Origin of the sequence: Stenotrophomonas sp. CCNWLW57, assembly GCF_037203925.1 — a bacterium.
Lineage (GTDB): Bacteria > Pseudomonadota > Gammaproteobacteria > Xanthomonadales > Xanthomonadaceae > Stenotrophomonas > Stenotrophomonas rhizophila_A.
This window is the reverse complement of the sequence record NZ_JBBCBJ010000002.1, coordinates 164345-190735: the sequence shown is the minus strand read 5'-3', so window position 1 is coordinate 190735 and position 26391 is coordinate 164345. Positions and strand designations below refer to the sequence as shown.

Here is a 26391-nt window from a genome sequence, read left to right as displayed (position 1 = left end):
CTCCGCAGTTGCTTACTTCATTCAACGTCGTCTTCTTCCTGGGCGCCGTCGGCGCCACCTTCATTGGACTGCACATAGCCACCACCGGGGCCCACCCGGACATTGCGTGCCGGCACCACGGTCGAAATGGCGTGCTTGTACACCATCTGGCTGACCGTATTGCGCAGCAGGACAACGAACTGGTCGAACGATTCGATCGTTCCCTGCAATTTGATGCCATTGACCAGATACACCGACACCGGCACGCGTTCGCGCCGAAGTGCATTCAGAAACGGATCCTGCAGCGATTGCCCCTTGGACATTGCACACTCCTCATTATTGTTTTTATGGTCTTCCGGCAACTGCCACGCCCCCCGCCACCGGAACCCCCGATGGTACACGGGCCAAGGGCAAGGCGCTGTGGCTCAACGGGCAACAAAGGCCGCTACGGCATCTGCCAGGGAATCCCCGTCGATATGGGGATCGAACCAGCGTGCATCAAGCTCGCCGCGCAGCCAGGTCAACTGGCGCTTGGCCAGCTGCCGGGTGGCCTGAATGGACCGGTCACGGAAGTCGCGGGGACTGCCCTGCCCGTCCAGGAACTCCCAGGCCTGGCGATAGCCGACCGCCCGGACCGCCGGCAGGTCCAGCGGCGCGGCCACCGCCGCCATCTCCGGCAGCGCACGCAGTGCCCGCACCTCGTCCAGGAAACCCTGGGCGAGCATGTTGTCGAACCGGGTTTCGATGCGCTGGTGCAGCACGCTACGCTCGCGCGGGGCCAGCACCAGCTTCAGGCAGCGCACCGGCAGCCGATCCACGCCGGGCAGCTTCTGCCATTCGCTGATCGGCGTGCCGGTCAGGCGATACACCTCCAGCGCCCGCTGGATGCGCTGCGGGTCGGTCGCATGGATGCGCGCTGCGGCGGCGGGGTCTATCCCAGCCAGCTCAGCATGCAGGGCGGGCCATCCGCGTTCGGCGGCCTCGGCACCAATCGCCACGCGGGTAGCCGGGTCGGCCGGCGGCATCGGCGACAGCCCCTGCAGCAGCGCGCGGAAGTACAACCCGGTGCCGCCTGCCAGGATCGGCATGCGTCCGCGCGCGACGATGTCGGCCACCACGCGGGCGGCATCAACGGCGAATTCCGCCGCTGAATAGGTCTGCCACGGATCGCGCAGGTCGAGCAGGTGGTGTGGCGCCTGCGCGCGCTCGGCGGCATCGGGCTTGGCCGAGCCGATATCCAGCCCGCGATACACCAGCGCCGAATCCACGCTGACGATCTCTCCGTCCAGTTGCCGCGCCAGTGCGATGGCGGTGGCGGTCTTGCCCGACGCGGTCGGGCCCATCACCGCGATCGCCAGCGGGCGCCGGTCGGCGCCCATCAGCCCTCGTCCGGCCAGCGCGGCATCGCCGGCGCGGCATCCACCCGCGGCATCGGCACCGCGTCGACCGCTGCCCACACTTTCAGCGCGTCCACGGTGGCGGCGACGTCGTGCACGCGCAGGATCGTCGCGCCGCGCTGGGCGGCGATCAGGTGTGCGGCGACCGAACCGGCCACGCGCTCGCGCGGCGCCTCGCGCCCGGTCAGTTCGCCGATGCTGCGCTTGCGCGACAGCCCGGCCAGCATCGGCACGCCCAGTTCCAGGAAGCGCGCCGAGCGCGCCAGCAGGATCATGTTGTGGTCGGTGGTCTTGCCGAAGCCGAAACCCAGGTCGATCACCAGGTTCTTCTTCGCAATGCCGGCCATCTCGGCCGAGAACATCCGATCGACCAGGAAGCGGTGCACCTCGGCCACGACGTCGTCGTAGTGCGGGGTGTCCTGCATGCTGCCGGGCTCGCCCTGCATGTGCATCAGCACCACCGGCACGCCCAGTTCGGCGGCGGCGGCCAAGGCCCCGTCCTGCCGCAGTGCATGGATGTCGTTGATCATGCCGGCACCGGCGGCCACGGCCGCGCGCATCACCTCCGGCTTGAAGGTGTCAATGCTGATCGGCACCTGCGTCTGGCGCGCAAGCTGTTCGATCACCGGGACCACCCGGCGCAGCTCTTCTTCCAGTGGCACCGGTGCGGCCCCGGGGCGGGTCGATTCACCGCCGATGTCGAGCAGGTCAGCGCCTTCGGCCACCAGCTGCAAGCCGTGCGCGACCGCCGCTTCGGTATTGTCGTGCGCGCCGCCATCCGAGAAAGAATCCGGGGTGACGTTGACGATGCCCATGACGCGCGGGCGGTCCAGCCGCAACACACGGCCGCCGCAGTCCAGCTGGGGAGAAGTATCGAACATGGGCCTTCCACGAAATACGCCAGCGCCTAGTTTACGCCGGCGTACTCCGATAACCCGCGGCCTGCGGGGTTTGGCCGGCTAGAAATCGCCCAGTTTGGCCTCGTCGGTCGGCTTGGCCAGCCATTCGGCAAGGTCGTTGCCGATGGCGGTGACAACCCGTTCCAGCACGTCGCAGGAGCCTTTGAACCCGCCGAATGCGCCGCCGCGGGAAACACGTCGCGCGGTCACGGTGGCAACCTTCTGGCCGTCCTGCGTCAGCACGCCGCGCACGGTTGCCGACTTGAAGTGACCGCTGAAGGCGTTGCCGGCACTCTGTGCCTCCACCAGCTCCAGCTTCAGCGCCCGGCCCGTGGAGACGGCCTCCGCATCGAACGCGATCGTATTGCCGAATTTCGGGGCGTTGCTGCCCAGCGAGGTTGCAAGCTGCGCCCCCATGCGGCATTCGGCCTTGATGTTATCGGCGATGTAAGCGGACTCCGAGAACGGAATCGGATCCTGCACGTGGATGGTGTCCGCCATGGCAGGCGTGGCAAGGCAGAGCAGCACGGCTGTCGCCGCGTACCGTGAGTGACGCATGGTATTCCCCCTGGAATGTTGGCCGCGGCTGCCTCATGCAACCGCGCCCGCGCATCGTGCCGATTGCCACGCAGCGGCGCAAGGGCTCAGCGGCGGCGGCGCTTGCGGTCGAGGTACAAGGTCTTGGCCACGCTCAGGCCGATGCCGATCACGATCCCTACGATGCCTCCGAGCAGGTAGTTTCCACTGAGCAGGCCTGCGGCGGCACCGACGACGGTGGCGATCACCATTTCCGTGGTGTGCGAGACCGGGGGCGGCGGCGTGGACATGGATACTCCGGGACAGGTGTGGGGCAAGCCACATTGTCGCCCGGATCGCCCGCGCCAGAAACGATGAAGGCCGGGTTTCCCCGACCTCCATGCGTTACCTGTTCATCGTCAGAGCTGTTCGGCAGGCCCGGCGATAGGCGGCACCGGACGGGCGTCACCGCCCTTGTCGTTGTTGTTGCTGCCACCGTCCTTGTTGGACTTGCCCCAACCCATCGGCGGCGGCGGATCGCGGCCTTCCATGATGGCGTCGATCTGCGGCGCATCGATGGTCTCGTACTGCAGCAGCAGCTGGGACATCGTGTGCAGCTTGTCGAGGTTGGCGGTGACCAGCTCGGTGGTGCGGGCGTAGGCCTTGTCCAGGATGCTGCGCACCACTTCATCGATGCGGCGCGCGGTATCGTCGGACACGCTCTTGTGCTGGGTCACCGAACGGCCCAGGAACACTTCATCGTCCTCCTCGCCATAGGCGATCGGGCCGAGCTCGTCGGACAGGCCCCACTTGGTGACCATGTTGCGGGCCATCTTGGTGGCGCGTTCGATGTCGTTGGAGGCACCGGTGGTGACCTTGTCGGCGCCGAAGATCAGCTCTTCCGCGACGCGGCCGCCGTACAGCGAGCACAGCTGCGATTCGATCGCCACGCGGTTCATCGAGTACTTGTCGCCTTCCGGCAGGTACATGGTCACGCCCAGCGCGCGACCGCGCGGGATGATGGTGACCTTGTAGACCGGATCGTGCTCGGGCACCAGGCGGCCGACGATGGCGTGGCCGGCTTCGTGGTAGGCGGTGAGCGTCTTTTCTTCCTCGCTCATGGCCATCGAACGACGCTCGGCACCCATCAGGATCTTGTCGCGGGCGCGGTCGAAGTGCTCCATGCGCACTTCCTTCTCGTTGCCGCGTGCGGCAAACAGCGCCGCCTCGTTGCACAGGTTGGCCAGGTCGGCACCGGAGAAGCCCGGGGTACCGCGCGCGATCACCATCGGCTCGACATCATCGGCCAGCGGCAGCTTGCGCATGTGCACCTTGAGGATCTGCTCACGGCCCTTGACGTCGGCCAGCCCCACCACGACCTGGCGGTCGAAGCGGCCCGGGCGCAGCAGCGCCGGGTCCAGCACGTCGGGACGGTTGGTGGCGGCAATGACGATCACGCCCTCGCCCCCCTCGAAGCCGTCCATTTCCACCAGCAGCTGGTTCAGGGTCTGCTCGCGCTCGTCATGACCGCCACCCAGGCCGGCACCGCGATGGCGGCCGACGGCGTCGATTTCGTCGATGAAGATGATGCACGGGGCCTGCTTCTTGGCCTGCTCGAACATGTCGCGCACGCGGCTGGCGCCGACGCCGACGAACATTTCCACGAAGTCCGAGCCGGAGATCGAGAAGAACGGGACCTTGGCTTCGCCGGCGATGGCACGGGCCAGCAGGGTCTTGCCGGTACCCGGCGGGCCGACCATCAGCACGCCGCGCGGGATCTTGCCGCCCAGCTTGGTGAACTTGGTCGGATCGCGCAGGAAGTCGACCAGTTCGCCGACTTCTTCCTTGGCTTCGTCGCAGCCGGCGACATCGGCGAAGGTGACCTTGATCTGGTCTTCGCCCTGCAGCTTGGCGCGCGACTTGCCGAAGGACATCGCGCCCTTGGCACCGCCTCCACCGCCCTGCATCTGGCGCATGATGAACAACCAGAAGCCGATGATCAGGATCACCGGGAGGAAGTTCATCAGGATCGCGCCCAGCGAGATGCCGCTGGACGGCTCTTCCTGGACGATTTCCACGTTCTTGGCGCGCAGGATGTTGATCAGGTCGCGGTCCATCGGCGCGGTGATCGTGGCCGACTGGCCGCTGCGCGTGGTGTACGAGATCTGGTTGGTGCCGCTGCGCATGTCGCCGCTGAAGGTGACCTTCTGGACGTTGCCGCCATCCACCTGGTCCAGGAACTGCGAATACGTGGCGCCCTGGGCACCGGCGCCGCTGCTCTTTGGCGAGAAGCTCTGGAACACCACCATGAGCACCACGGCGACGACCACCCATAGCAGGAGGTTCTTGGTCAAGTCGTTCATCCTCATTGGCTCCGGTGTTCCTCTAATGCCTGACGCTATTGGTATGGTTGAGCTTACTTGATCTGGGCGCGTTTGCCCTGCCCCAAGGCATACACCTCGGGCGAGCGCTTCCGGGACGCTTCAGGCTTGCGGATCACGACCTTGTCGTACCGGCGGCGCATCTCGCGCACGTAGTCGTCAAAGCCCACGCCCTGGAACAGCTTGATCAGGAACGCGCCACCCGGCTTGAGATGGTTGTCGGCAAAATCCAGCGCCAACTCGGCCAGGTGCATCATCCGCGGTTGGTCTACCGCGTCCATACCACTTTTATTGGGGGCCATATCCGAGAGCACAAGGTCTACCGGCTGGTCCCCGAGCATGGCTTCAAACTGCGATAGGACGGCCTGCTCCCTGAAGTCCCCGTGAAGGAACTCCACCCCGGCCAGCGGCGGCATCTCCAGGATGTCCAGCGCCAGCACCCTTCCGGTGTCGCCGATCTGGCGCCGGACCTGCTGGGACCAGCCCCCCGGGGCGGCGCCCAGGTCGACCACGACCATATGCGGCTTCAGCAGCCGGTCACGCGCGAGCAGCTCCTCCAGCTTGTAAGCCGCGCGCGAGCGCATGCCCTCGGCCTGGGCCTTCTTCACGAAGGGGTCGGCGAAGTGTTCTTTCAACCAGCGTTGGCTGCTCTTGCTGCGGGAAACCATTGGAGATAGGGCCGGACGGGGTGGTCATGATACCCTGATCGCCCCAGTTAACCGCTTGTTCCTGAATGTCTATTGTCCTGACCTCCTCCCAGACCCGCTTCCTCCGCGGCCAAGCCCATGGTCTGAACGCCCTGCTGCAGATCGGCGGCAAGGGGGTCACGCCGGCCTTCCTGGCCGAGCTGAACGAGGTGCTGGAGCGCCACGAACTGATCAAGGTGAAGGTGGCCGCGGAAGACCGCGATGCACGCGACGCCATGATCGCCGAGCTGGTGCAGGCCTCCGACAGTGCGCTGGTGCAGCGCATCGGCCACGTGGCCGTGCTCTACCGCCCCAGCAAGGAACAGCGCCAGATCGTGCTTCCGCGCGGCTGATCGCCATGCAGCTGAACCACGAAATCCCGGATTTTGCCTATGCGTTCCGCATCGTCGGCGCCGACTCGGTGGTGTTCGAAGACCGCGTGAACGCCGGCACCCGGCGGGTGGTGAAGAGCTTCATCGTCACCCCGCAGGCATTGCTGGAAGATTGGCCGGCACCCGCCAGCGTCAAGGAGCTGACCCCGGACCACCTGGCCACGGTGCTGGCCCAGCAGCCGGAACTGGTCATCCTTGGAACGGGGGAAAAGCAGCAATTCCCATCCGCGGCTGTCATGGGGGCCTGTCTGACCCGCAACATCGGCATCGAGGTCATGGACAATGGAGCGGCCGCCAGGACATTCAACCTGCTTGCGGGTGAAGGCCGCAACGTAGCGGCGGCCATCCTCCTGCCGGGCTGAAATGGGTTGATTCCGTTCAGAAAAGGCTGCCGTTGGCAGCCTTTTTTTGTGGGTTCCGCCACGGTAGCGCCACGCCCTGCGTGGCTGCGCGATCACTTGGGGGGCAGGTACAACAGCGGGTCGACCGGCTTGCCGTTGTAGCGGATCTCGAAGTGCAGCATGTCGCGGGTGGTACCGGTGCGGCCCATCTCGGCGATCTGCTCGCCGGCCTTCACGCTCTGGCCTTCGTTGACCAGCCGCTTGCGGTTGTGGCCGTAGGCCGACAACCACTGATCGTTGTGCTTGATGATGATCAGCTCACCGAAGCCGACCAGCCCGGCACCGGAATAGACCACCACGCCCGATGCGGTGGCGCGCACCGGCTGGCCGCTGCTGCCGGCGATATCCACGCCCTGCTTGGTGACATCGGCGCCGACGAAGCGGCCCACCAGCGCGCCATCGGCCGGCCAGCGCCAGTCGATGTTGCTCTTGATGGCGGTGGTCGGCGACGGGGTCGGCGCAGGCGCAGGCGTCGAACCGGTGCCCGGGCGCGGCGCGGTCACCACGGTGGTCGGCGCACGGCCCGGGCTGCTGCCGGGGTACAGGCGGATGACCTGCCCGGGATAGATGGTGTACGGCTCGGCCAGCCCGTTCCAGGCGGCCAGGTCGCGCGGGGTGATGTTGTGGATGCGTGCCAGCGCGTAGAGGGTGTCGCCCCGGCGCACCACGGCGGTCTGCCCCGGCTTGGCTACCGACGTCTGCGGCGTGGTGTGCGTGGTGCGCCCGCCGGACGGCTTGACCACCGTAGCGGTGCCGCAGGCACTCAGGGTGGACACCACCAGCAGCAGGGCGGTCAGCCGTGTGGCCCCGCGCATACGATCAGCACTCATGCGAACTTCGCTCTCCAGACAAGCCAGGCCACCAGACCCACCACCAGTACGGTGGCGATCCAGCCCAGCGGTTCAATCCAACGCCGCAGCGCGGCTTCGGCGCGCGCCCCGCCAATGCGGATCACGGCCGCCAGCACGTACACGCGCTTGCCCCGCCCGATCAACATGCTCAGGAAGTACTGCGGCAGCGGCACGCCGACGATACCCGATGCCCACGTGAAGACCTTCATCGGGATGGGCATGAAGCCACCCAACACCAGGAAGGTGAACACCGCCCACGGGGATTCGGCCATCTTGGCCTGCACGATGGCGATGCCGCCTTCGATGCTGGTCAGCATGCCCATCGCCGCGAACAGCGGCTTGACCGCTTCAAACGCGTAGTGGCCCAGCGCATAGCCGACCAGCGCACCGGCCATCGAGCCGGCCAGGCTGAGCGTGGCGAACCACCAGCCGCGCTTGGGTTGGGCCACGCACATCGGTGCCAGCATCACTTCGGGCATCACCGGGAAGATGATCGCCTCGATGAAGCTGAGCACCGTCAGGTAGGTCGGGGCGCGCTCATGCGCGGCCCACTTCATCGCCCGCTCGTACAGCGGACCAAAAATCTTCATGACGCAACGCTCCTTGGAATCAGTCCAGCATGCCAGACAGCAGCGGCACGAACGTGACCGGTGCCAGTACCTGCTGTTCAACGCTGCCGTCGTCGCGGCGGGTCAGCTGGATCAGCGACTGCGCCCCTGCCCCACCGACCGGCGCGACCAGGCGTCCGCCCACGGCCAGCTGCTCGACCAGCGCATCGACCAGCGCCGGCGCGGCCGCGGTCACCACGATGGCGTCGAACGGCCCGTGTTCGGCCCAGCCGATGCGGCCATCGTCGTGCTTGCTGCGGATGTTCATGCCCAGCGCACGGAAGCGCTTGCGCGCCTGCCGCAGCAGGTCGCCGATGCGCTCGACGGTGTAGACCTCAAGCCCCAGCGCACCGAGTACGGCCGCCTGGTAGCCCGAGCCGGTGCCCACTTCCAGCACCTTCTTCGGCGCCGACTGCAGCACCGCTTCGGTCATCCGCGCCACCACCCACGGCTGGGAGATGGTCTGGCCGTGGCCGATCGGCAGTGCGGTGTCTTCGTAGGCGCGCGAGGCCAGGGCCTCGTCGATGAACAGATGCCGCGGCACCACCCGGATCGCATTGAGGGTGGCTTCGTCGGCAATGCCGCTCTCGCGCAGGCGTTCGACCAGGCGGTCGCGCACGCGCTGGGAGGTCATGCCAATCCCGACCGCTTCGGGCTGCAGGCGCAGGCGCTGACTCATGCCGGCCGGTCCAGCGCGGCGGTCAGCCCGCCTACCCAGCTGGCGACCTTCTCCAGTGCCTGGTAGCGGGTCAGGTCGACCTGGATCGGCGTGATCGAGATGAATCCGTTGCGCACGGCATGGAAGTCCGTGCCCGGGCCGGAATCCTGTTCGCGCCCGGCCGGGCCGATCCAGAACACTTCATTGCCGCGCGGGTCGCGCTGGGCAATGCAGCCTTCGGCACGGTGGCGGTTGCCCAGCCGGGTCACTTCGAAGCCACGCACCTCCGCCCACGGCAGGTCGGGCACGTTGACGTTGAGGATGGTGTCGGCCGGCAGCGGGTCGGCCTTGAGCCGGGTGACGATCTCCACCGCGGCACGCGCGGCGGTTTCAAAATTGCGCGGGTCGTGGTTGTGGGTGACCAGCGACATCGCCACCGCCGGCAGGCCTAGGAAACGCCCTTCCATCGCCGCCGACACGGTCCCGGAGTAGATGACGTCATCGCCCAGGTTGGCTGCGTTGTTGATGCCCGACACCACGATGTCCGGGTCGTATTCGAGCAGGCCGGTCAGCGCCAGGTGCACGCAGTCGGTCGGGGTGCCGGCTACCGAACAGGTGGAGTGGTCGATGCGCTTGACCCGCACCGGCAGGTCCAGGGTCAGCGAATTGCTGGCGCCGGAGCGGTCGCGGTCGGGGGCGACCACCATCACTTCGTGGCCGGCCTCGCGCAGCACGGAGGCGAGCATCCTGATGCCGGGGGCATCGACGCCGTCGTCGTTGCTGACCAGGATCCGCATCTGGGTTTTAACCGCTTGATTGTTCAAGACTTCATTTCCATCACTTTCCAGCGTTGGCGGGGCCGGCCTTCACCCGTTTCGGGATCACCGACCGCGCAAGTGCGTCAGCTATTGTGCCGCAAGCGGGCAGATCGGCCTACCCCGGCGGGAGGTAGGCACGGCCGATTCAGGGCATTAGGCTGTACGCATGTCACATCCTGAAGACGAAGATCCGGCCGCACTGTTCCGCGCCGCCATCGGCGAGGTCACGCCGCTGCGCAAACCGGTGGCTGCGCCACCGGCGACACCTCGACCGAAGCCGCGTGCGCGCATGGCCGAACAGGACGAGGACGCCGCGCGCGGAGAATTCGCCCGGCTGCTTCGCGACAGCAGCCCGCTGGAGGCCGGCGACACCGCCAGCTACCGGCGCGAGAACCTGCCGGCACGGATGTTCCAGCGGCTCAAGCGCGGCCAGTATTCGGTGCAGGACGAGCTGGACCTGCACGGTGCCACGGTGGCCCAGGCGGAGACGCTGCTGCGCCAGTTCCTGCTGGAAGCGCATGCGCACGAGCACGGCTGCGTGCGCATCATCCACGGCAAGGGGCTGCAGTCCGACGGCGGTGCGCCGGTGTTGAAGAACCTGGTAGACCGGCTGCTGCGCCAGCGCAATGACGTGCTGGCGTTCCATTCGGCGCCCGCCGGGCAAGGCGGGACGGGCGCGGTATTGGTGCTGTTGGCGCGACGGTGATCGCCCGCACCACGTAGAAATCAATCGTTCGACGAAGCGCTGCTGGCGTCGTCCACCGGACCCAGCTCGTGCAGCACGGCGGTGGCATAACACCCCGGCGGCAGCGCGAAGGTGAGCTCGAGCACATCTGCTTCCAGCCAGCGGTGCTGCAGGTTGGCCGGGCGCAGGCGCAACGCGCGGCGCTCCTGCTTCAGGCGCGCGCCTTCCAGCCCGGTGCGCAGCTGCAAGGATTGCTCGTCGCTGATCGCGCCCAGCTCCAGCGCGGCGGCGGCGCCGCTGCTGCGCAGCTCACCCTCGCCCCACAGCGGACCGCTGGGATGGATGTCGAAGCGACCCAGGCGATCCGCCAGCAGGTCGGTCCACGGTTCGGGACCGAACACGCTGCGGCTGCCATCGAGCATCCACACTTCACCCTCCAGCGGGCTGTCCCAGTTGCCCTGCGCCACGCGCTCGGCCAGCACCTGGTTGAACAGCGCCGAGCGCGCGGCCGAAAGCAGCAGCGAGCGCTGGTCGGGGCGCACGCGGCGGCCGCCAAACATGGCCAGTGCGGCCGGCACGTTGCCGCCATCGCGGCCGAAGCGCTGCTCGCCGAACCAGTTCGGCAGGCCACGCGCGGCGATCAGCGACAACCGCTCGTCGATCGCCTTCGCCTCGCCCTGCACGCTGCGCAGCACCAGCCGGAACCGGTTGCCGGCCAGCGCGCCGCGCTGCAGCTTGCGGTTGTGCCAGGTGGACTCGACCACCTCCACCTCATCCGAGGCCAACAGCGCGATGTCCGGCGCGATGCGCTTGGGCAGGTGCACGCTGAACCGCTGCGTGGTGACCGCATGCCGGTCCTTCATGCCCGCATAGCTGACCGCCATGTCCGGCAGCCCCGCCCACTTCGCCAGCAGCTTGGCCACATGCACGGTGTTGGCACCACGCTTGCGGATCGTCAGCAGCAGGTGCTCGCCTTCCCCGGTGGGCTCGAACGCCGGCAGTTCGTCCACCTGGAAATCTTCCGGGACGGTGCGGATGTCGGCGCGCAGCAACGGCTCGCCGAAGGCCAGCGGCAAGGGGATCACAGCGCCACCAACAGCACGACGGCCTGGGCAGCGATTCCTTCGCCGCGCCCGGTGAAACCGAGCTTCTCGGAGGTGGTGGCCTTGACGCTCACCGCATCCAGCGCGATGCCAAGCAGTCCGGCAATGCGCTCGCGCATGGCCAAGGCATGCGGGCCGACCTTGGGCCGCTCGCAGATCACGGTGATGTCGGTGTTGCCGACCTGCCAGCCGCGTTCGCGCAGCAGGCTGTTGCAGTGGTCAAGGAAGCGGCTGCTGTCAGCATCCTTCCAGCGCATGTCCGACGGCGGGAAGTGCTGGCCGATGTCGCCGAGCGACAGCGCGCCCAGCATGGCATCGCACAGGGCGTGCAGGATCACATCGCCATCGCTGTGCGCCAGCACGCCGCAGCTGTGCGCGACGCGCAGGCCGCCGAGCATGATGTGGTCGCCCTCGCCGAAGGCGTGGACGTCATAACCCTGCCCGATGCGGACCGGAGGAAACGGGGTGTTCATGGCAAAAAACCTGCGGTGATGGCCGGCGCGGAAGGGCTCAGGAGCCGCGGCGCGACAGCTCGAATTCGAATCGGGACAGATCGGCCGGGGTGGTGACCTTGAAGTTGTCCTCGTTGCCCTCGACCAGCAACGGGCGCAGGCCCTGGCGCTCCATCGCCATGGCGTCGTCGGTGACGTCCACGCCGGCGGCGGCCGCGTCCTGCAGCGCGCGGGCCAGCTGGTGGCGGCGGAACAGCTGCGGGGTCAGCGCGCGCCACAGGCGCGCACGCGGCTCGGTGCCATCAATGCCGCCGTCGTCGCCGGCCCGCTTGAGGGTATCGCGCACCGGCGCGGCCAGGATCGCGCCGACCGGATCGGCACGCCCCACTTCCAGCAGGCGACCGAGGTCGGCTGCGGCCAGGTTCGGCCGCGCGGCATCGTGGACCAGCACGAAATCGTCGGCCCGCACGCTGTCAGGCAGCGCCTGCAGGCCGGCCAGCACCGAGGCAGCACGGGTCGCCCCGCCGGTGCAGGTCAGGATCGGTTTGTCGGCCAACGACTGCCAGCCCGGCCAGTCGACATCGTTCTCGGCGATGACCACCATCACCCCGGCCACGACCGGGTGTGACAGCAGGGCTTCCAGGGTGTGCGCCAACAGCACCCGGTCGCCTGCGACCAGGTACTGCTTGGGCGTGTCGCTGCCGAAGCGGGTACCTCGGCCGGCGGCCGGAACCACGGCCCAGACACTGCCCATCAGGGCACGTCCGGGTGTGGCGCGTTCGGGTCGGCGGCCAGCGCCGGCGCACGCGGCGCCGCCACCGGTGCGTTCTCGACCACGCGGTAGAACTTCTCGCCGGGCTTGATCATGCCCAGCTCGCTGCGCGCGCGCTCTTCGATGGCGGCCTCGCCTTCCTTGAGGTCCTTGACCTCGGCCGCCAGCGCGTCATTGCGCTGTTGCAGGCCGGCGTTGTCGCGCTTCTGGGATTCGACCTGGGCTTCGAGCGTCATCACTTCTCCCGAATTGCCCGGGCCGAACCAGAAGCGGTACTGCAGCCATGCCAGCAGTACCGCGAGCACCAGCAGCAGCCAGCGCCAGTTGCGCATGCGGATCAGCGCTTCAGCGACACGAACGCGTCACGGCCGGCGTAACGCGCGCCGGCACCGAGGGCTTCCTCGATGCGCAGCAGCTGGTTGTACTTGGCCACGCGGTCGCTGCGGCACAGCGAGCCGGTCTTGATCTGGGTGGCGGTGGTGGCCACGGCGATGTCGGCGATGGTGGTGTCTTCGGTTTCGCCCGAACGGTGCGAGACCACCGCAGCGTAGTTGGCGTGGTGCGCCATGGCGATCGCTTCCAGGGTCTCGGTCAGGGTGCCGATCTGGTTGACCTTGATCAGGATCGCGTTGGCGGTGCCGGACTCGATGCCTTCCTTGAAGATCTTCGGGTTGGTCACGAACAGGTCGTCGCCGACCAGCTGCACCTTCTTGCCGATGCGGTCGGTAAGCAGCTTCCAGCCGGCCCAGTCGTTCTCGGCCAGGCCGTCTTCGATGGTGATGATGGGGTACTGCGCGGCCCAGTCGGCCAGGAAGTCGACGAACTGCTCGGAGGTGAGGCGCTTGTTCTCGCCCACCAGGTTGTACTTGCCGTTCTCGTAGAACTCGCTGGAGGCCACGTCCAGGCCCAGCAGCACGTCTTCGCCGGCGGTGTAGCCGGCCTTGCCGATCGCCTCGAGGATGGTGTCGAGCGCTTCGACGTTGCTGCGGAAGTCCGGCGCGAAGCCGCCTTCGTCGCCCACCGCCGTGCTCAGGCCGTGGCCCTTGAGCACCGACTTGAGCGAATGGAAGATTTCGGTACCGGCGCGCAGCGCTTCGGAGAACGAGGTGAAGCCGACCGGCAGCACCATGAATTCCTGGAAATCGACATTGTTGTCGGCATGCGCGCCGCCGTTGATGATGTTCATCATCGGCACCGGCAGGCTCACATCGGTGCTGCCCTTGGACAGGTACTGCCACAGCGCCTGCTTGTTGGCGGCAGCGGCGGCATGGGCATTGGCCATGGACACGGCCAGCAGTGCGTTCGCGCCCAGGCGACCCTTGTTCTCGGTGCCATCCAGGTCGATCAGGCGCCGGTCGAGGCCTTCCTGGTCGGCCGCGTCGAAGCCCTTCAGCGCGGAGGCGATGGTGGTGTTGACGTTGTTGACGGCGTTGCGCACGCCCTTGCCCAGGTAGCGGGTCTTGTCGCCATCACGCAGCTCGACCGCTTCCTTGGTCCCGGTGGAGGCACCCGACGGCACGGCGGCACGGCCGAACGAGCCGTCCTCCAGGGTGACTTCGGCTTCCAGCGTGGGGTTGCCACGGCTGTCGAGGATTTCACGGGCGTGGATGCTGCGGATCGTGGTCATAGCGGGCCGGTTACCAGTCAGAAAGGGGGAACGCCAAAAATCAATGCGTTGAAACGTGCCGCGTGATTATCCCCACCTGCCCCCCGCTTGCCAAATCCGCGCGCGGAAAGCGTTAGGGGCTACAGCAGGGAGGGCAGCAGCAGCACCAGCAACAGCAGGCCCAGCAGGCCCAGCGCGGCGCCGCCACCGGCCGGCTGGCGGCGCAGGCGCAACGCCAGCACGCCGGCCAGCACAGTGCCCAGCGCGCAGGTTGCGCCCAGCGCCAGGGTCAGGTTGATGGGCGTGGCGACGGCCTGGATGGCATGGCTGCCGTCACCGGGCGAACCCACTGCGGAAAACACCAGCACCATGAGCACGAACGCGCAGCCCCAGCTGGCTGTCGACAGAACCAACGCTGCCCAGCCCCAGGGCCACGCCCGCCAGTGGCGGCGCTGGCGACGGGCCAGCTGCGCCGCCCACGGGTCCTGGCTCAGGCGCTTGCTTCCTGCAACAGCGCGCCGCCGGCCTTGCGCTCACGCGCGGCACGGATGAAGCCGATGAACAGCGGGTGGCCATCGCGCGGGGTGGACAGGAATTCCGGGTGCGCCTGGCAGGCCAGGAACCACGGATGCTGGTCGCGCGAGAGCTCCACCACTTCCACCAGGGTGTCGTCCATCGATTTGCCGGCAATCACCAGGCCGGCATCTTCCAGCTGGGTGCGGTAGCGGTTGTTGAACTCGTAGCGGTGACGATGGCGCTCGGACACCACGTCCTTGCCGTACAGCTCGCGGGCCAGCGTGCCGGGCTTCAGGCGCTGCTCCTGCAGGCCCAGGCGCATGGTGCCGCCGAGATCGCTCTTGTCATCGCGCTTTTCCACATCGCCGGTGGCGGTGCGCCATTCGGTGATCAGGCCGATCACCGGGTTGGGCGACTGGCGGTCGTTTTCGGTGCTGTTGGCACCCTCCAGGCCGACCACGTTGCGGGCGAAATCGACCACGGCGGCCTGCATGCCGTAGCAGATGCCGAAATACGGCAGCTGCTGTTCACGGGCGAACTGCGAGGTGAGCACCTTGCCCTCGAAACCACGGTCGCCGAAGCCGCCCGGCACCAGGATGCCATCGACGTCCTTCAGCGCCGCCATGTCGGTGCCTTCCAGGTCCTGGGCTTCCAGCCACTTCAGGTTGACCCTGGTGCGCTGGCGCAGGCCGCCGTGCTTGAGCGCTTCGCCCACCGACTTGTAGGCGTCCTGGTGGTCGACGTACTTGCCGACCACGGCGATGGTGACTTCATCCACCGGGTGCAGGGTGGCATCCAGCGCGGCTTCCCATTCGTGCAGGTCGGCCGGACCGGCCTTGTCGCCGAGCTTGAGCTGGTTGATGACGATCTCGTCCAGGCCCTGGGCGTGCAGGCCCATCGGAATGCGGTACAGCACGTCGACGTCAGGCACGCTGATCACGGCGCGCTCGGACACATTGGTGAACTGGGCGATCTTGCGGCGCTCGGAGTCGGGCACCGGCTGCTCGGAACGGCACAGCAGCACGTCGGGCTGGATGCCGATCGAGCGCAGTTCCTTGACCGAGTGCTGGGTCGGCTTGGTCTTCAGCTCACCCGCCGCGGCGATGTACGGCACCAGGGTGAGGTGCATGAACAGGGCCTTCTCCGGGCCGCGCTCGGTGCGCACCTGGCGGATGGCTTCCAGGAACGGCAGGGATTCGATGTCGCCCACGGTGCCGCCGATTTCCACCAGCGCCACGTCGAAGCCTTCGGTGGCTTCGTCCATGCAGCGGCGGATCTCGTCGGTGATGTGCGGGATGACCTGCACGGTGGCGCCCAGGTAGTCGCCACGGCGCTCCTTGCGGATCACGTTCTCGTAGATGCGGCCGGTGGTGACCGAGTTCTTGCGGCTCAATCGGGTGCGCACGAAGCGCTCGTAGTGGCCCAGGTCCAGGTCGGTCTCGGCGCCATCGTCGGTGACATACACCTCGCCGTGCTGGAACGGGCTCATGGTGCCCGGGTCGACGTTGATGTACGGGTCGAGCTTCATCATCGTGACCTTCAGGCCACGGGCTTCGAGGATGGAGGCGAGCGAGGCGGCGGCAATGCCTTTGCCGAGCGAGGAAACCACGCCGCCGGTTACGAAGATCAAGGGAGTCATGGCTGGGGGTGTCCTGTCAGGAAGGGGGAAACGGCGCCGGCGCGCGGGGCGGCGGACGACGTGAAGGGGGAATCGGGGAGGATCCGGGCGGCGGCGGCGGGATGTTCACGCGCCAGGGCCGGGATCAGGGGGGCGATGACGTGGCGGCCGGTCGGCGAGGTCGGGTCGGCCGTGCCGGTCGCCGTTGGGACCGTCACCTCCTGCTTACCCTGCTGGCGGCCGCGCACGACCAGACCAGTCCATTCGCTGATGGATGACACGTAGTGCTCCCGGAAAGCCATAGTTTACAGATTGAGGGCGCCCAGCCCAAGGGGCACGAACGAAGACGCCCCGGCAAGCCGGGGCGTCGGGGAAGCCGAAACGCTTGTTCAGCGCTTCTTCTTGGCCTCTTCTTCCTCTTCCTGCTGGGGCGCCTGCTGGCCCTTGGCCTTCATTTCGGCGTTGGCGGCCGCGCGGCGCTTGGCCTTGGCGTCGGCTTCGGACTGCGCCTTGGCCTCGGCCTGCTCGCCCTGCTGCGCGGTGGACTGGCCCTGTCCGGCGTTCTGCGCCATTGCCAGCGGCACGGCCACGACGGCGGCGGCAATGGCAACGATGGTCAGCAACTTCTTCATGGGGGGTCTCCTCGCATATGGCTGGGGATGGGGAGCCGGGGCTCCGGTTTTCCCATCCCCTACAGTCTATCGCGTGCTCTTCGGCCGGCCCCTGAACGTGCGGCGTGCAAAAAAACCGGCCAGACCGCAAACTTCGCCGTCGCTATGCGCTTTATGAAGACAGATGAACACCCGCTATAACGCCGCCGATATTGAAGTCCTGTCCGGCCTGGACCCGGTCAAGCGCCGCCCGGGCATGTATACCGACACCGCGCGCCCGAACCACCTGGCGCAGGAAGTGATCGACAACGCCGTGGACGAAGCGCTGGCCGGGCACGCCCGGACGGTCGAGGTCACCCTGTACAAGGACGGCAGCTGCGAGGTCACCGATGACGGCCGCGGCATGCCGGTGGACATCCACCCGGAGGAGAAGGTGCCCGGCGTGGAGCTGATCCTGACCCGGCTGCATGCGGGCGGTAAGTTCAACAACAAGAACTACACCTTCTCCGGCGGCCTGCATGGCGTGGGCGTGAGCGTGGTCAATGCGCTGTCGACGCTGGTGGAAGTGCATATCCGGCGCGATGGCAGCGAGCACCGCATCACCTTCCGCAATGGCGACCGCGCCACGCCGCTGGAAGTGGTCGGCAGCGTGGGCAAGAAGAACACCGGTACGCGGGTGCGCTTCTGGGCCGACCCGAAGTACTTCGACACGCCCAAGTACAACCTGCGGGCGCTGCGCCACCTGTTGCGCGCCAAGGCGGTGCTGTGCCCGGGCCTGACAGTGAAGCTGCGCGACGAGGCCACCGACGAGCAGGACACCTGGTACTACGAAGATGGCCTGAGCGATTACCTGAAGGCTGAGCTGGGCGAGCGCGAAATGCTGCCGGCCGAGCTGTTCGTGGGCCAGCTGAAGAAAGATACCGAGGTGGTGGACTGGGCGGTGGCGTGGCTGCCGGAAGGCGAGCTGGTCCAGGAAAGCTATGTCAACCTGATTCCAACCGCGCAGCACGGCACCCACGCCAACGGGCTGCGCACGGGCCTGACCGAGGCGCTGCGCGAGTTCTGCGATTTCCGCAACCTGCTGCCGCGCGGAGTGAAGCTGGCCCCGGAAGACGTGTGGGACCGGGTCTCGTTCGTGCTGTCGCTGAAGATGACCGACCCGCAGTTCAGCGGGCAGACCAAGGAGCGGCTGTCGTCGCGCCAGGCCGCCGGGTTCGTCGAAGGCGCGGCACATGACGCCTTCAGCCTGCTGCTGAACCAGAACGTGGCGCTGGGCGAGCAGATCGCGCAGCTGGCGATCGAGCGTGCCAGTGCGCGCCTGAAGACCGAAAAGCTGGTGGTGCGCAAGAAGGTCACCCAGGGCCCTGCCCTGCCGGGCAAGCTGGCGGACTGCATCAGCCAGGACCTGTCGCGCACGGAGCTGTTCCTGGTGGAGGGTGATTCGGCCGGTGGCAGTGCCAAGCAGGCGCGTGACAAGGACTTCCAGGCGATCATGCCGCTGCGCGGCAAGATCCTGAACACCTGGGAAGTGTCGTCGGGCAGCGTGCTGGCGTCGGAAGAAGTGCACAACCTGGCCATCGCGATCGGCTGCGACCCGGGCAAGCAGGACATCAGCGGGCTGCGTTACGGCAAGGTGGTGATCCTGGCCGACGCGGACTCGGACGGCCTGCATATCGCAACGTTGCTGACGGCGCTGTTCCTGAAGCACTTCCCGTCGCTGGTGGATGCGGGCCACGTGTTCGTGGCGATGCCACCGCTGTTCCGCGTGGACGTGGGCAAGCAGGTGTTCTACGCGCTGGACGAGGAAGAAAAGCGTTCGCTGCTGGACAAGATCGAGCGCGAGAAGATCAAGGGCCAGGTCAACGTGACCCGCTTCAAGGGCCTGGGCGAGATGAACCCGCACCAGTTGCGCGAATCGACCATCCACCCCGACACGCGCCGCCTGGTGCAGCTGACGGTGGACGATGGCGAGCAGACCAGCGCGCTGATGGACATGCTGCTGGCCAAGAAGCGTGCGGGCGACCGCAAGCAGTGGCTGGAAAACAAGGGCGACCTGGCTTCCCTCGAAGTTTGATTGCTGATGAAAAATCCCGCTTCGGCGGGATTTTTTTTGGCTCTCGCGGGTGGCAGGCAATTCCGTAGTGCCGGGCCCTGCCCGGCAGCTTCATGCATCTGGCGAACAGCCGGTGGCCGTCGCTTGGCCTGAGCTGGGCCGGCGGGTGCGGGAGTACGGGGGCTTTGCGAAACATCCATGTTTCGCAAAGCCCCCGTACCCCCGCCCCCGCCGACCCTCGACGGTTAGTTGGTGGCCATGGGAGATCAACGGCGGTGCCGATCATTTTGATGCGTTACCGGCCGCGGTGGCGTTCCGTGCCGTCGTTCGGGAACCGACGCTACCGACCCCACGCACATTCGGCATGCCCGCCGCGTAGGGCCACGCCATGCGTGTCTGATTTTGGTATCCGCACGCGACCATCTATCGGGGGCGGAAAAAATGAAAACGCTGCTCTTCGCGACCAACCAGCAGACACAAAAAAAACCCGGCCGAAGCCGGGTTTTTCGCTTTTCAAACCAACCCTATCAGGTCCAGCCGAACAGCTCGAACAGCTTCAGGATCAGGTAGGCGCAGCCGCCGGCGGCCGGGATGGTGAGGATCCAGGCCCACACGATGCGTTCGATCACGCCAAAGCGCAGCGAACGCGGGTTCTTGGCGTAACCCACGCCCATGATGGCGGTGGAGATGCTGTGGGTGGTCGAAACCGGCATGCCGAAGTGCGCGGCCAGGGTCAGGATCGTGGCCGAGCTGGTCTCGGCCGCGAAGCCGTGGATCGGGTGCAGCTTGACCATCTTGTGGCCCAGCGTCTTGATGATCTTCCAGCCGCCCGAGGCGGTACCGGCGGCCATCACCACCGCGCAGGTCAGCACGATCCACATCGCGATGCCATCACCGGCGTGCGCGTCCGGGTGCATGAAGGCCAGCCAGGACGGCAGGTCGTTCAGTGCGCCGGTCGCCTCGGCGCCGATCAGGGTCATGGCGATGATGCCCATGGTCTTCTGCGCGTCGTTGTGGCCGTGGGCGAAGCCCATGTAGGCGGCCGACACGATCTGCGCCTTGCCGAAGAACGCGTTGACGATGCGCGGGCGGGCCAGGCGGCCCAGCCAGCCACCGGCCTTGGCCATGCCCGCGATGATCGCCCACAGCAGCAGCATCACCACGATGCCGAGCAGGAAGCCGGCGATCGGCGAGGTGATCATCGGCAGGAACACCTTCCACAGCAGGCCCTTGTTCTGCGCCCACGTGCCGATGCGTTCGGACCAGATCAGCGCGTCCCAGTTGTTGTGGGCGGCGGCCAGGCCGGCGCCGCACAGGCCACCGATCAGCGCGTGCGAGGACGACGACGGCAGGCCCTTCCACCAGGTGATCAGGTTCCAGATGATGCCGCCCAGCAGCGCGCACAGGATCACCTGCGGGGTCACGTCAACCACGCCGGTGTTGAGCAGGCCCGAGGCGATGGTCAGCGCCACGGCGGTGCCGGTCAGGGCGCCGATGAGGTTCATGAAGGCGGCGAGCATCACCGCCCAGCCGGGCGAGAGCACCTTGGTCGCCACCACGGTGGCGATGGAGTTGGCGGTGTCGTGGAAGCCGTTGATGAACTCGAAGACGAGCGCGGCCAGGATCACCACCAGAACGAGGGTCAGCATGCTGTGGCGTCCGTCAGCTGTTCTTCAGCACGATCTGGTAAGCCACCACACCGGCCTCGCGGCAACGGTCGATGGCCTTTTCCAGGATCTCGAAGAACTCCTTGAGCAGGAACATCTGCAGGTTGTCCAGGCGACCGGAGTAGATGTCGCGGTACAGCTCGAGCATCAGGCGATCGGCTTCGTTCTCCAGTGCACGCAGCTTCTCGTTGAGCGCGGTCATCCGGTCCAGGTTCATGTTGCGCAGGTCGTGGACCATCTCAACCACCACGCTGGCGGCCTGTTCGAGCATCGCCGCGCGAGGCGCGAAATCGATGTGTTCCAGATGCTTGGTGGCCAGCGAGTAGCGGTCGGCGAACTTCTCGACCTGCTTGGGAATCTTGTACAGCGCCGAGCCCAGCGCTTCGATGTCTTCGCGCTCGATCGGGGTCATGAAGCTGTCCACCAGCGCCTGGCTGATCTTGTCCGAGGCGGCGCGTTCGCGCAGGCGGGCCAGCTTGAACGCGTCAAGCGCGGGCTGCCGGTCGGCGTCGCGCAGCATCGAATGCAGCGCCTTGGCGCTGTCGTAGGCCGCCTGGGCAGCCTCGTCCAGCAGGGTATAGAACTGTTTGCCGGAGCCGAAAATGGTCTGCAGAGAGAACATTGAGAAACCTATTCGCCGTCGAGGAAGGACGGCACCGGGCGGAATTATGACGGTTTGATGTCCAATCCGGGTACTCCCGTCGTCTTCACACTGCCACCGGGCCACCTGAACGACCCTGTTTGCACCCCTCCCCCCGGCTTTTGTTAAGATGCGCGGGCACCTTCGGGTGCACTCTATGGACGACGACCCTTATCCCCCGCCGCGCCCGCCAGGCCTGACCTGGCCCGGTAGCCGCCCGCGCTTGAACACGCCCTCCCTGCCACCAACCGGGGATGACGCCCGTGTTTGAACTGATCCTGCTTGTTTTCGCCCTGATCCTGCTTAACGGGTTCTTCGCCATGTCCGAGATGTCGGTCATGACCTCGCGCAAGAGCCGCCTGAAGCAGATGGCCGGCACCTCCAAGCGCGCCGCCAAGGCGCTGGAGCTGTCCGAGAAGCCCGAAAGCTTCCTCTCCACCGTCCAGATCGGTATCACCGTGATCGGCGTGCTGACCGGCCTGCTCGGCGGCGACGCCATCGGCGAGGCCATTGCCATCTGGATCAAGAGCCTGATGCCCGGCTTCGGCCACGCCGAACTGGTCGGCAAGGGCTTGGCCGTCACCCTGATCACCTTCGTCACGCTGATCTTCGGCGAACTGGTGCCCAAACGCCTGGCGCTGACCCGCTCCGAGGACATCGCCGGGCTGGTCGCCCTGCCGATGAGCTGGCTGGCCAAGCTGGCCTTCCCGTTCGTCTGGCTGCTGTCCAAGACCACCCGGCTGGTCCTGCGCCTGTTGGGTCTGGGCAATGACGAAGCCGCCACGGTGACCGAAGAGGAGATCCGCATGCTCGTGGCCGAAAGCCACGAGGCCGGCGTGATCGACGCGCATGAGCGCGACATGATGAACCGGGTGATGCGCCTGGGCGACCGCACTGCCGACAGCCTGATGACTCCGCGCAACCGGATCGCCTGGCTCGATACCCAGGCCGACGCGGAGAAGAACCTGGCCACCATGCGCGAGCACGAGTTCTCGCGCTACCCGGTGTTCCGCGGCAACGACCAGGACATCGTCGGCGTGCTCGAGGTCAAGAGCCTGGTCACCCGCCTGGTGCGCGATGAGCACTCGCTGTTCCAGCAACTGCGCGAGCCGCTGTATGTCTCCGAATCCACCCATGCGATGAAGCTGCTGGAGATCTTCCGCGAGGAGCAGCAGTCGGTGGCGCTGGTGGTGGATGAGTACGGCGAGATCCAGGGGCTGGTGACCATCAGCGACCTGATGGGCGCGGTGGTCGGCCGCATGCAGTCGGTGGAGAACGTCGACGAGGACGCGCTGGTGGTGACCCGCGAGGACGGCTCGCTGCTGGTGGACGGGTCATTGTCGATCGAAGACCTGCGCGAGCTGATGGGCAACGCCGAACTGCCCGATGCCGATGACGGCGACTACTACACGCTGGCCGGCATGTGCATCCACTACTTCGGCCGCATTCCGCATGCCGGGGAGTACTTCGACTGGGCCGGCTGGCGCATCGAGATCGTCGACCTGGACGGCGCGCGCGTGGACAAGCTGCTGCTGCGCACGCTGGCCGAAGAGGAGACTGATGAACTCACCGGCTGATCCGCCCCCGGCGCCGGACCAGGGCCGCCCGGAATACCAGAACGAAGGCATCCGTACGCTGCTGGCGATGTTCGACCACGGCGATCCCGACGAACGCCTGCGCCTGGGGCAGATCCTGCAGGGCCTGCAGCAGAGCGCGTTCGGCGTGTTCCTGTTCATTGCGATCCTGCCGTCGTTCATTCCGGTTCCCGGGCTGGGCGGCGCCGTGAGCGGTCCGCTGGTAGTCCTGATCGGCGTGCAGATGCTGTGCGGCATGCGGCGCCCGTGGCTGCCGGGGTTCATCGCCAACCGCGGGCCGCGACGCGGCACGATGCATAAATTCCTGGGGAAGATAGACGGCGCGCTGCGCCGCCTGGATCGCATGCTCAAGCCGCGTCGTCCGGCCCTTCTCGTGCCCTTGCCGGCGCATGCATTCACCGGCCTGCTGCTGGTGCTGACCGGCGTGCTGCTGTCGCTGCCGATCCCGTTCACCAACTACCTGTTCGGGTTCCAGCTGCTGCTGTTCTCGCTGGCGCTGCTGGAACGCGACGGCACCCTGATGCTGGTCAACTGGATCGGCGCGATTGCCGCGGTGCTGTTCTTCAGCTTCAGCTCCGGCCAGTTGGTGCACTACCTGACCGAGCTGTTCCAGCGCTGGTTCTAACGCAGGTCGACCACGCCGTTGTCGGACAACGTGCTCGGGTCATCGCTGACTGCGGAGAGCACGAAGCTCAGCGCCTTGCCCAGCAGCGTGCCGGGGCCGTCCCAGTACTCGGCCGATTCGGCACGCACGTGGATCAGGCGCAGGTTCGGATCGTCCTTGCCGCCGGGGAAGAACAGCTTCATCGGAGGCGACCACAGTTCCTCCACCTTGGCGCGGTCGTCGACGATGCGCGCGATGCCCGCCACCGAGACGTAGGTGTTCTTCGACTGCGAGGCATAGGCCACGTTGACGCGCGGATTGAGCGCGATCTCGGCCACCTTGGGGCTGTCGGCGGCGGTGGCGAACCACAGGTCGCCGTCGAATTCGACTTCCTGGGTGCCCAGCGGGCGGCTGTACAGGCGCCCGTCCACGCCAGTGGTGGTGAACATGGCGATGTCCACGTCGCGGATCAGTTCGGCCAGCTGTTCGATGTGCTGCTGGCGATCTTGGTCGGCCATGCGGTGACTCCTGGAGTAAGGAGCTCCATCACACCGGAAGGGTGGGAATGGCGACGTGAACCGGATGGTCACGTCGCCTTCGCGTGTGGAGTGCGCCAGCCACGCAGGGCTGGCTCTACCCATCAGCGCGTCGCCGATTTCCACGCTTGCATCGCCAACCCGAACGAGCGCTTGCGCGCGCCATGGTCGTAGATGTTGGCGGTCAGCAGCAGTTCGTCGGGCTTGTGGCGCGCGGCGAACGCGGCCATGCCTTCGCTGACCTGGCGCTGGTCGCCGACCACCGCGCAGGCCAGCGCGTTCTGCACGCCGATCTTCTCGTGCGGCTGCCAGAAGGCTTCGATGTCGTCGATCGGCGGTGGAATCAGGCCCGGCAGGCCGCGACGCAGGTTGACGAAGCTCTGCTGCTGGGTGGTGAACAGGCGCTTGGCCTCGGCTTCGGATTCGGCCGCCACCACGTTCAGGCCCAGCACCGCGTACGGCGCGGTAAGGTACTGCGAGGCGCGGAACTCGCGGCGATACACCGCCAGCGCTTCGTCCATCGCATCCGGGGCGAAATGCGAAGCGAAGGCAAACGGCAGGCCCATTGCCGCCGCCAAGCGTGCACTGAACAGGCTGGAGCCCAGCAGCCACACCGGCACCGGGATGCCCGCGCCGGGGACCGCGCGCACGGCCTGCCCGGGCTGCGCCGGCTCGAAATAGTGAAGCAGCTCGCGCACGTCCTGCGGGAACTGGTCGGCGCTGTCGAAGTAGCGTCGCAGGGCGCGTGCGGTGGGCTGGTCGGTGCCCGGCGCGCGGCCCAGGCCGAGATCGATGCGGTCCGGGTACAGCGAGGCGAGCGTGCCGAACTGTTCGGCCACCTGCAGCGGGGAGTGGTTCGGCAGCATGATCCCGCCAGCCCCGACGCGGATGCGCTGGGTGCCGCCGGCCACGTGGCCGATCAGCACAGCAGTGGCGGCGCTGGCGATGCCTGGCATGTTGTGGTGCTCGGCCAGCCAGTAGCGGTGGAAGCCCCAGCCTTCTGCGTGCTGGGCCAGGTCGAGCATGTTGGCAAAGGCCTGGGTGGTATCGCTGCCCTCGCAGACCGGGGCCAGATCAAGAATCGACAGTTGCATGGGGCGTTCCATCAAAGGTTATCCCCTGTTGATGGGGGCGCCGGTCGAAGGACACCATGGCCGCTGGCGGAATGCTGATTCCCGCGCCATATCAATCCGCGGCCTGGTCAACCAGCGGCTTCAATTCCGCGTCGAGGGCCACGCGTTCATCGAACACGAAACAGCGGCCGTCGTAGCCTTCGCCACCCACGGCCTCGAAGTAGCCGAGGATGCCGCCGTCCAGCTGCAGCACGTTGTCCATGCCATCGTTGCGCATCCACAGCGCGGCCTTCTCGCAGCGGATGCCACCGGTGCAGAAGCTGACCACGGTGCTGTCACGCAACGCGTCGCGGTGCGGGGCCAGTGCCTCGGGCAGGTCGGTGAACTTTGTTATCGGCAGCACCAGCGCATCCTGGAAGGTGCCGTACTCGATTTCCTGGGTATTGCGGGTATCGAGCATGACCACCGGCTTGCCGTCATCGTCATGGCCCTGGCGCAGCCAGCGCTGCACCGTGGCCGGGTCCACCGAGGGGGCGCGTGGATAGGCAAGCGGCTGGCCGTCGTCGATGCGGAAGCTGATGATCTCCGGCTTGACCTTGGCCTTGAGCCGGGCGAACGGCTGCATCCGGCTGTAGCTGGTCTTCACCCGCAGCCCCTCGAAGCGCGGATCGGCGCGCAGCGCGGCGTAGAAGCCGTCGATGCCGGCTTCAGGGCCGGCCAGGAACAGGTTGATGCCCTCGCCCGCCACCAGCACGGTGCCACGCAGTGCGGCCGCCTCGGCGCGCGCCAGCAGCGTGGAACACAGCGCGTCCGGGTCGGCGATCGGGGTGAAGTGATAGGCGGCGGTATTGGCGATCATCCGCCCATTTTACCCGGGCCCCGCCCCACCCGCCCAACCGGGCATTCAGCCGCGCAGCAGCACGAACGGCAGCAGTACCAGCGCGGCGGCCACCAGCATGCCGGCCAGCACCGCCACCACGAACAGCGGGCGGCGCCGCAGCAGCGTGCCGAAGGTTTCGGCGCTGCCGTCGGCCAGCGCGGCCTGGCGCTCGGCGCGGACCCGCTCGCCGCGCGCCTGCTGGTACTCGGCCATCAGGGCCTTGGCCCGGGGCTGGTCGGCGTCGTCGCGGATCCAGATCCCGCCAAAGGAGATTCCCCACGGGCTGGGTTCGGTGCGGTAATGGGCGATGCCCGCCCGGTCCAGCAGGGTGATCACATCCTGGATTTCATCGTCCGCGACATTGCGCAGGTTGAGCAGCAGTTTCGACATGCGC

32 protein-coding genes are annotated in these 26391 nt (G+C 67.0%); 6 read left to right on the top strand and 26 right to left on the bottom strand.

The features are described from left to right. Positions 1–17: 17 nt before the first annotated feature. The 7 genes from hfq to rlmE form a co-directional block, all read right to left on the bottom strand. Complete coding sequence (gene hfq, locus V9K91_RS05660; RefSeq protein ID WP_068850887.1) at positions 18–302, bottom strand: RNA chaperone Hfq; 285 nt, start codon at positions 300–302, stop codon at positions 18–20. Positions 303–404: 102 nt separating this feature from the next. Next, complete coding sequence (gene miaA / locus V9K91_RS05655) at positions 405–1358, bottom strand: tRNA (adenosine(37)-N6)-dimethylallyltransferase MiaA (RefSeq protein WP_210132271.1); 954 nt, start codon at positions 1356–1358, stop codon at positions 405–407. After that, entirely contained in the window at positions 1358–2257 is a 900-nt protein-coding gene (folP, locus tag V9K91_RS05650; RefSeq protein WP_068850881.1) for a dihydropteroate synthase, read from the bottom strand. Before folP ends, miaA begins: the two co-directional genes overlap by 1 nt. Positions 2258–2335: 78 nt before the next feature. Continuing rightward, complete coding sequence (locus tag V9K91_RS05645; protein ID WP_093534110.1) at positions 2336–2776, bottom strand: hypothetical protein; 441 nt, start codon at positions 2774–2776, stop codon at positions 2336–2338. Positions 2777–2919: 143 nt separating this feature from the next. Next, complete coding sequence (locus tag V9K91_RS05640; RefSeq protein ID WP_068850876.1) at positions 2920–3102, bottom strand: hypothetical protein; 183 nt, start codon at positions 3100–3102, stop codon at positions 2920–2922. A 108-nt stretch (positions 3103–3210) separates the two neighbouring features. Beyond that, positions 3211–5154 carry an ATP-dependent zinc metalloprotease FtsH gene (ftsH, locus tag V9K91_RS05635; RefSeq protein WP_176472670.1) on the bottom strand — a complete coding sequence of 648 codons (1944 nt, stop codon included), beginning with the start codon at positions 5152–5154 and terminating at the stop codon, positions 3211–3213. Between the two features lie 53 nt (positions 5155–5207). Next, positions 5208–5840, bottom strand: coding sequence for a 23S rRNA (uridine(2552)-2'-O)-methyltransferase RlmE (gene rlmE, locus V9K91_RS05630; protein WP_095364050.1), 633 nt, complete (start codon positions 5838–5840; stop codon positions 5208–5210). Between the two features lie 65 nt (positions 5841–5905). Here rlmE and yhbY point away from each other — a divergent pair, with 65 nt between their 5' ends. Next, the gene (gene yhbY, locus V9K91_RS05625) at positions 5906–6211 is read left to right on the top strand and encodes a ribosome assembly RNA-binding protein YhbY (protein ID WP_068850867.1); all 306 of its coding nucleotides are present in this window, start codon (positions 5906–5908) and stop codon (positions 6209–6211) included. Between the two features lie 5 nt (positions 6212–6216). Continuing rightward, positions 6217–6612 (top strand): Mth938-like domain-containing protein, encoded by a 396-nt coding sequence (locus V9K91_RS05620; protein ID WP_068850864.1) that lies wholly within the window; start codon positions 6217–6219, stop codon positions 6610–6612. Positions 6613–6704: 92 nt separating this feature from the next. On the opposite strand, the gene V9K91_RS05615 is transcribed toward V9K91_RS05620, so the two are convergent. The 4 genes from V9K91_RS05615 to surE are packed head-to-tail and all read right to left on the bottom strand — an operon-like array spanning position 6705 to position 9565. Next, complete coding sequence (locus V9K91_RS05615) at positions 6705–7481, bottom strand: peptidoglycan DD-metalloendopeptidase family protein (protein WP_068850861.1); 777 nt, start codon at positions 7479–7481, stop codon at positions 6705–6707. Next, on the bottom strand, positions 7478–8092 hold the full coding sequence (locus V9K91_RS05610; RefSeq protein ID WP_068850859.1) for a DedA family protein: 615 nt from the start codon (positions 8090–8092) through the stop codon (positions 7478–7480). The genes V9K91_RS05615 and V9K91_RS05610 overlap by 4 nt, the downstream gene beginning before the upstream one ends. 19 nt (positions 8093–8111) lie before the next feature. Further along, positions 8112–8789 (bottom strand): protein-L-isoaspartate(D-aspartate) O-methyltransferase, encoded by a 678-nt coding sequence (locus V9K91_RS05605; protein ID WP_068850856.1) that lies wholly within the window; start codon positions 8787–8789, stop codon positions 8112–8114. After that, the gene (gene surE, locus V9K91_RS05600) at positions 8786–9565 is read right to left on the bottom strand and encodes a 5'/3'-nucleotidase SurE (protein WP_068850853.1); all 780 of its coding nucleotides are present in this window, start codon (positions 9563–9565) and stop codon (positions 8786–8788) included. Before surE ends, V9K91_RS05605 begins: the two co-directional genes overlap by 4 nt. Positions 9566–9752: 187 nt before the next feature. Here surE and V9K91_RS05595 point away from each other — a divergent pair, with 187 nt between their 5' ends. After that, the gene (locus tag V9K91_RS05595) at positions 9753–10292 is read left to right on the top strand and encodes a Smr/MutS family protein (protein ID WP_068850850.1); all 540 of its coding nucleotides are present in this window, start codon (positions 9753–9755) and stop codon (positions 10290–10292) included. Between the two features lie 20 nt (positions 10293–10312). Here V9K91_RS05595 and truD read toward each other — a convergent pair whose 3' ends face one another. From truD to V9K91_RS05550, 9 genes are all read right to left on the bottom strand, one after another. Further along, on the bottom strand, positions 10313–11356 hold the full coding sequence (gene truD / locus V9K91_RS05590) for a tRNA pseudouridine(13) synthase TruD (RefSeq protein ID WP_336443783.1): 1044 nt from the start codon (positions 11354–11356) through the stop codon (positions 10313–10315). After that, positions 11353–11847: a 2-C-methyl-D-erythritol 2,4-cyclodiphosphate synthase gene (gene ispF / locus V9K91_RS05585; protein ID WP_068850844.1), complete on the bottom strand. Its 495-nt coding sequence runs from the start codon at positions 11845–11847 to the stop codon at positions 11353–11355. The genes truD and ispF overlap by 4 nt, the downstream gene beginning before the upstream one ends. A gap of 37 nt (positions 11848–11884) precedes the next feature. Continuing rightward, positions 11885–12583, bottom strand: a complete 699-nt coding sequence (gene ispD / locus V9K91_RS05580; RefSeq protein WP_093534104.1) for a 2-C-methyl-D-erythritol 4-phosphate cytidylyltransferase — start codon at positions 12581–12583, stop codon at positions 11885–11887. After that, positions 12580–12930: a cell division protein FtsB gene (ftsB, locus tag V9K91_RS05575; RefSeq protein WP_282247430.1), complete on the bottom strand. Its 351-nt coding sequence runs from the start codon at positions 12928–12930 to the stop codon at positions 12580–12582. Before ftsB ends, ispD begins: the two co-directional genes overlap by 4 nt. 5 nt (positions 12931–12935) lie before the next feature. Further along, positions 12936–14225 (bottom strand): phosphopyruvate hydratase, encoded by a 1290-nt coding sequence (eno, locus tag V9K91_RS05570; protein WP_068850835.1) that lies wholly within the window; start codon positions 14223–14225, stop codon positions 12936–12938. 119 nt (positions 14226–14344) lie between these two features. Beyond that, complete coding sequence (locus V9K91_RS05565; RefSeq protein WP_249834053.1) at positions 14345–14617, bottom strand: hypothetical protein; 273 nt, start codon at positions 14615–14617, stop codon at positions 14345–14347. Positions 14618–14694: 77 nt separating this feature from the next. After that, positions 14695–16359: a CTP synthase gene (locus V9K91_RS05560; protein WP_068850828.1), complete on the bottom strand. Its 1665-nt coding sequence runs from the start codon at positions 16357–16359 to the stop codon at positions 14695–14697. Further along, positions 16356–16619: a hypothetical protein gene (locus V9K91_RS05555; protein WP_157771708.1), complete on the bottom strand. Its 264-nt coding sequence runs from the start codon at positions 16617–16619 to the stop codon at positions 16356–16358. Before V9K91_RS05555 ends, V9K91_RS05560 begins: the two co-directional genes overlap by 4 nt. 108 nt (positions 16620–16727) lie before the next feature. Then, entirely contained in the window at positions 16728–16970 is a 243-nt protein-coding gene (locus tag V9K91_RS05550; RefSeq protein WP_068850822.1) for a hypothetical protein, read from the bottom strand. Between the two features lie 163 nt (positions 16971–17133). Here V9K91_RS05550 and parE point away from each other — a divergent pair, with 163 nt between their 5' ends. Next, on the top strand, positions 17134–19023 hold the full coding sequence (gene parE / locus V9K91_RS05545) for a DNA topoisomerase IV subunit B (RefSeq protein WP_068850819.1): 1890 nt from the start codon (positions 17134–17136) through the stop codon (positions 19021–19023). A gap of 506 nt (positions 19024–19529) precedes the next feature. Here parE and V9K91_RS05540 read toward each other — a convergent pair. Next, positions 19530–20651, bottom strand: a complete 1122-nt coding sequence (locus V9K91_RS05540) for an inorganic phosphate transporter (protein ID WP_068850816.1) — start codon at positions 20649–20651, stop codon at positions 19530–19532. Between the two features lie 13 nt (positions 20652–20664). After that, a complete protein-coding gene (locus V9K91_RS05535; RefSeq protein WP_068850813.1) occupies positions 20665–21291 on the bottom strand; it encodes a DUF47 family protein in 627 nt (208 codons plus the stop codon). 272 nt (positions 21292–21563) lie between these two features. Here V9K91_RS05535 and V9K91_RS05530 point away from each other — a divergent pair, with 272 nt between their 5' ends. Both V9K91_RS05530 and V9K91_RS05525 read left to right on the top strand, forming a co-directional pair. Next, on the top strand, positions 21564–22886 hold the full coding sequence (locus tag V9K91_RS05530) for a hemolysin family protein (RefSeq protein ID WP_217535997.1): 1323 nt from the start codon (positions 21564–21566) through the stop codon (positions 22884–22886). Then, positions 22870–23529 (top strand): exopolysaccharide biosynthesis protein, encoded by a 660-nt coding sequence (locus V9K91_RS05525; RefSeq protein WP_093534090.1) that lies wholly within the window; start codon positions 22870–22872, stop codon positions 23527–23529. Before V9K91_RS05530 ends, V9K91_RS05525 begins: the two co-directional genes overlap by 17 nt. On the opposite strand, the gene V9K91_RS05520 is transcribed toward V9K91_RS05525, so the two are convergent. The 4 genes from V9K91_RS05520 to V9K91_RS05505 form a co-directional block, all read right to left on the bottom strand. Further along, entirely contained in the window at positions 23526–24026 is a 501-nt protein-coding gene (locus tag V9K91_RS05520; RefSeq protein ID WP_068850805.1) for a pyridoxamine 5'-phosphate oxidase family protein, read from the bottom strand. The genes V9K91_RS05525 and V9K91_RS05520 overlap by 4 nt on opposite strands. A gap of 122 nt (positions 24027–24148) precedes the next feature. Further along, a complete protein-coding gene (locus tag V9K91_RS05515) occupies positions 24149–25138 on the bottom strand; it encodes an LLM class flavin-dependent oxidoreductase (protein ID WP_093534515.1) in 990 nt (329 codons plus the stop codon). Positions 25139–25229: 91 nt separating this feature from the next. Further along, positions 25230–25976 carry a sulfurtransferase gene (locus V9K91_RS05510; RefSeq protein WP_336443782.1) on the bottom strand — a complete coding sequence of 249 codons (747 nt, stop codon included), beginning with the start codon at positions 25974–25976 and terminating at the stop codon, positions 25230–25232. A 45-nt stretch (positions 25977–26021) separates the two neighbouring features. Beyond that, positions 26022–26387, bottom strand: a complete 366-nt coding sequence (locus V9K91_RS05505) for a DUF6164 family protein (RefSeq protein WP_068850799.1) — start codon at positions 26385–26387, stop codon at positions 26022–26024. Positions 26388–26391 lie beyond the last annotated feature (4 nt).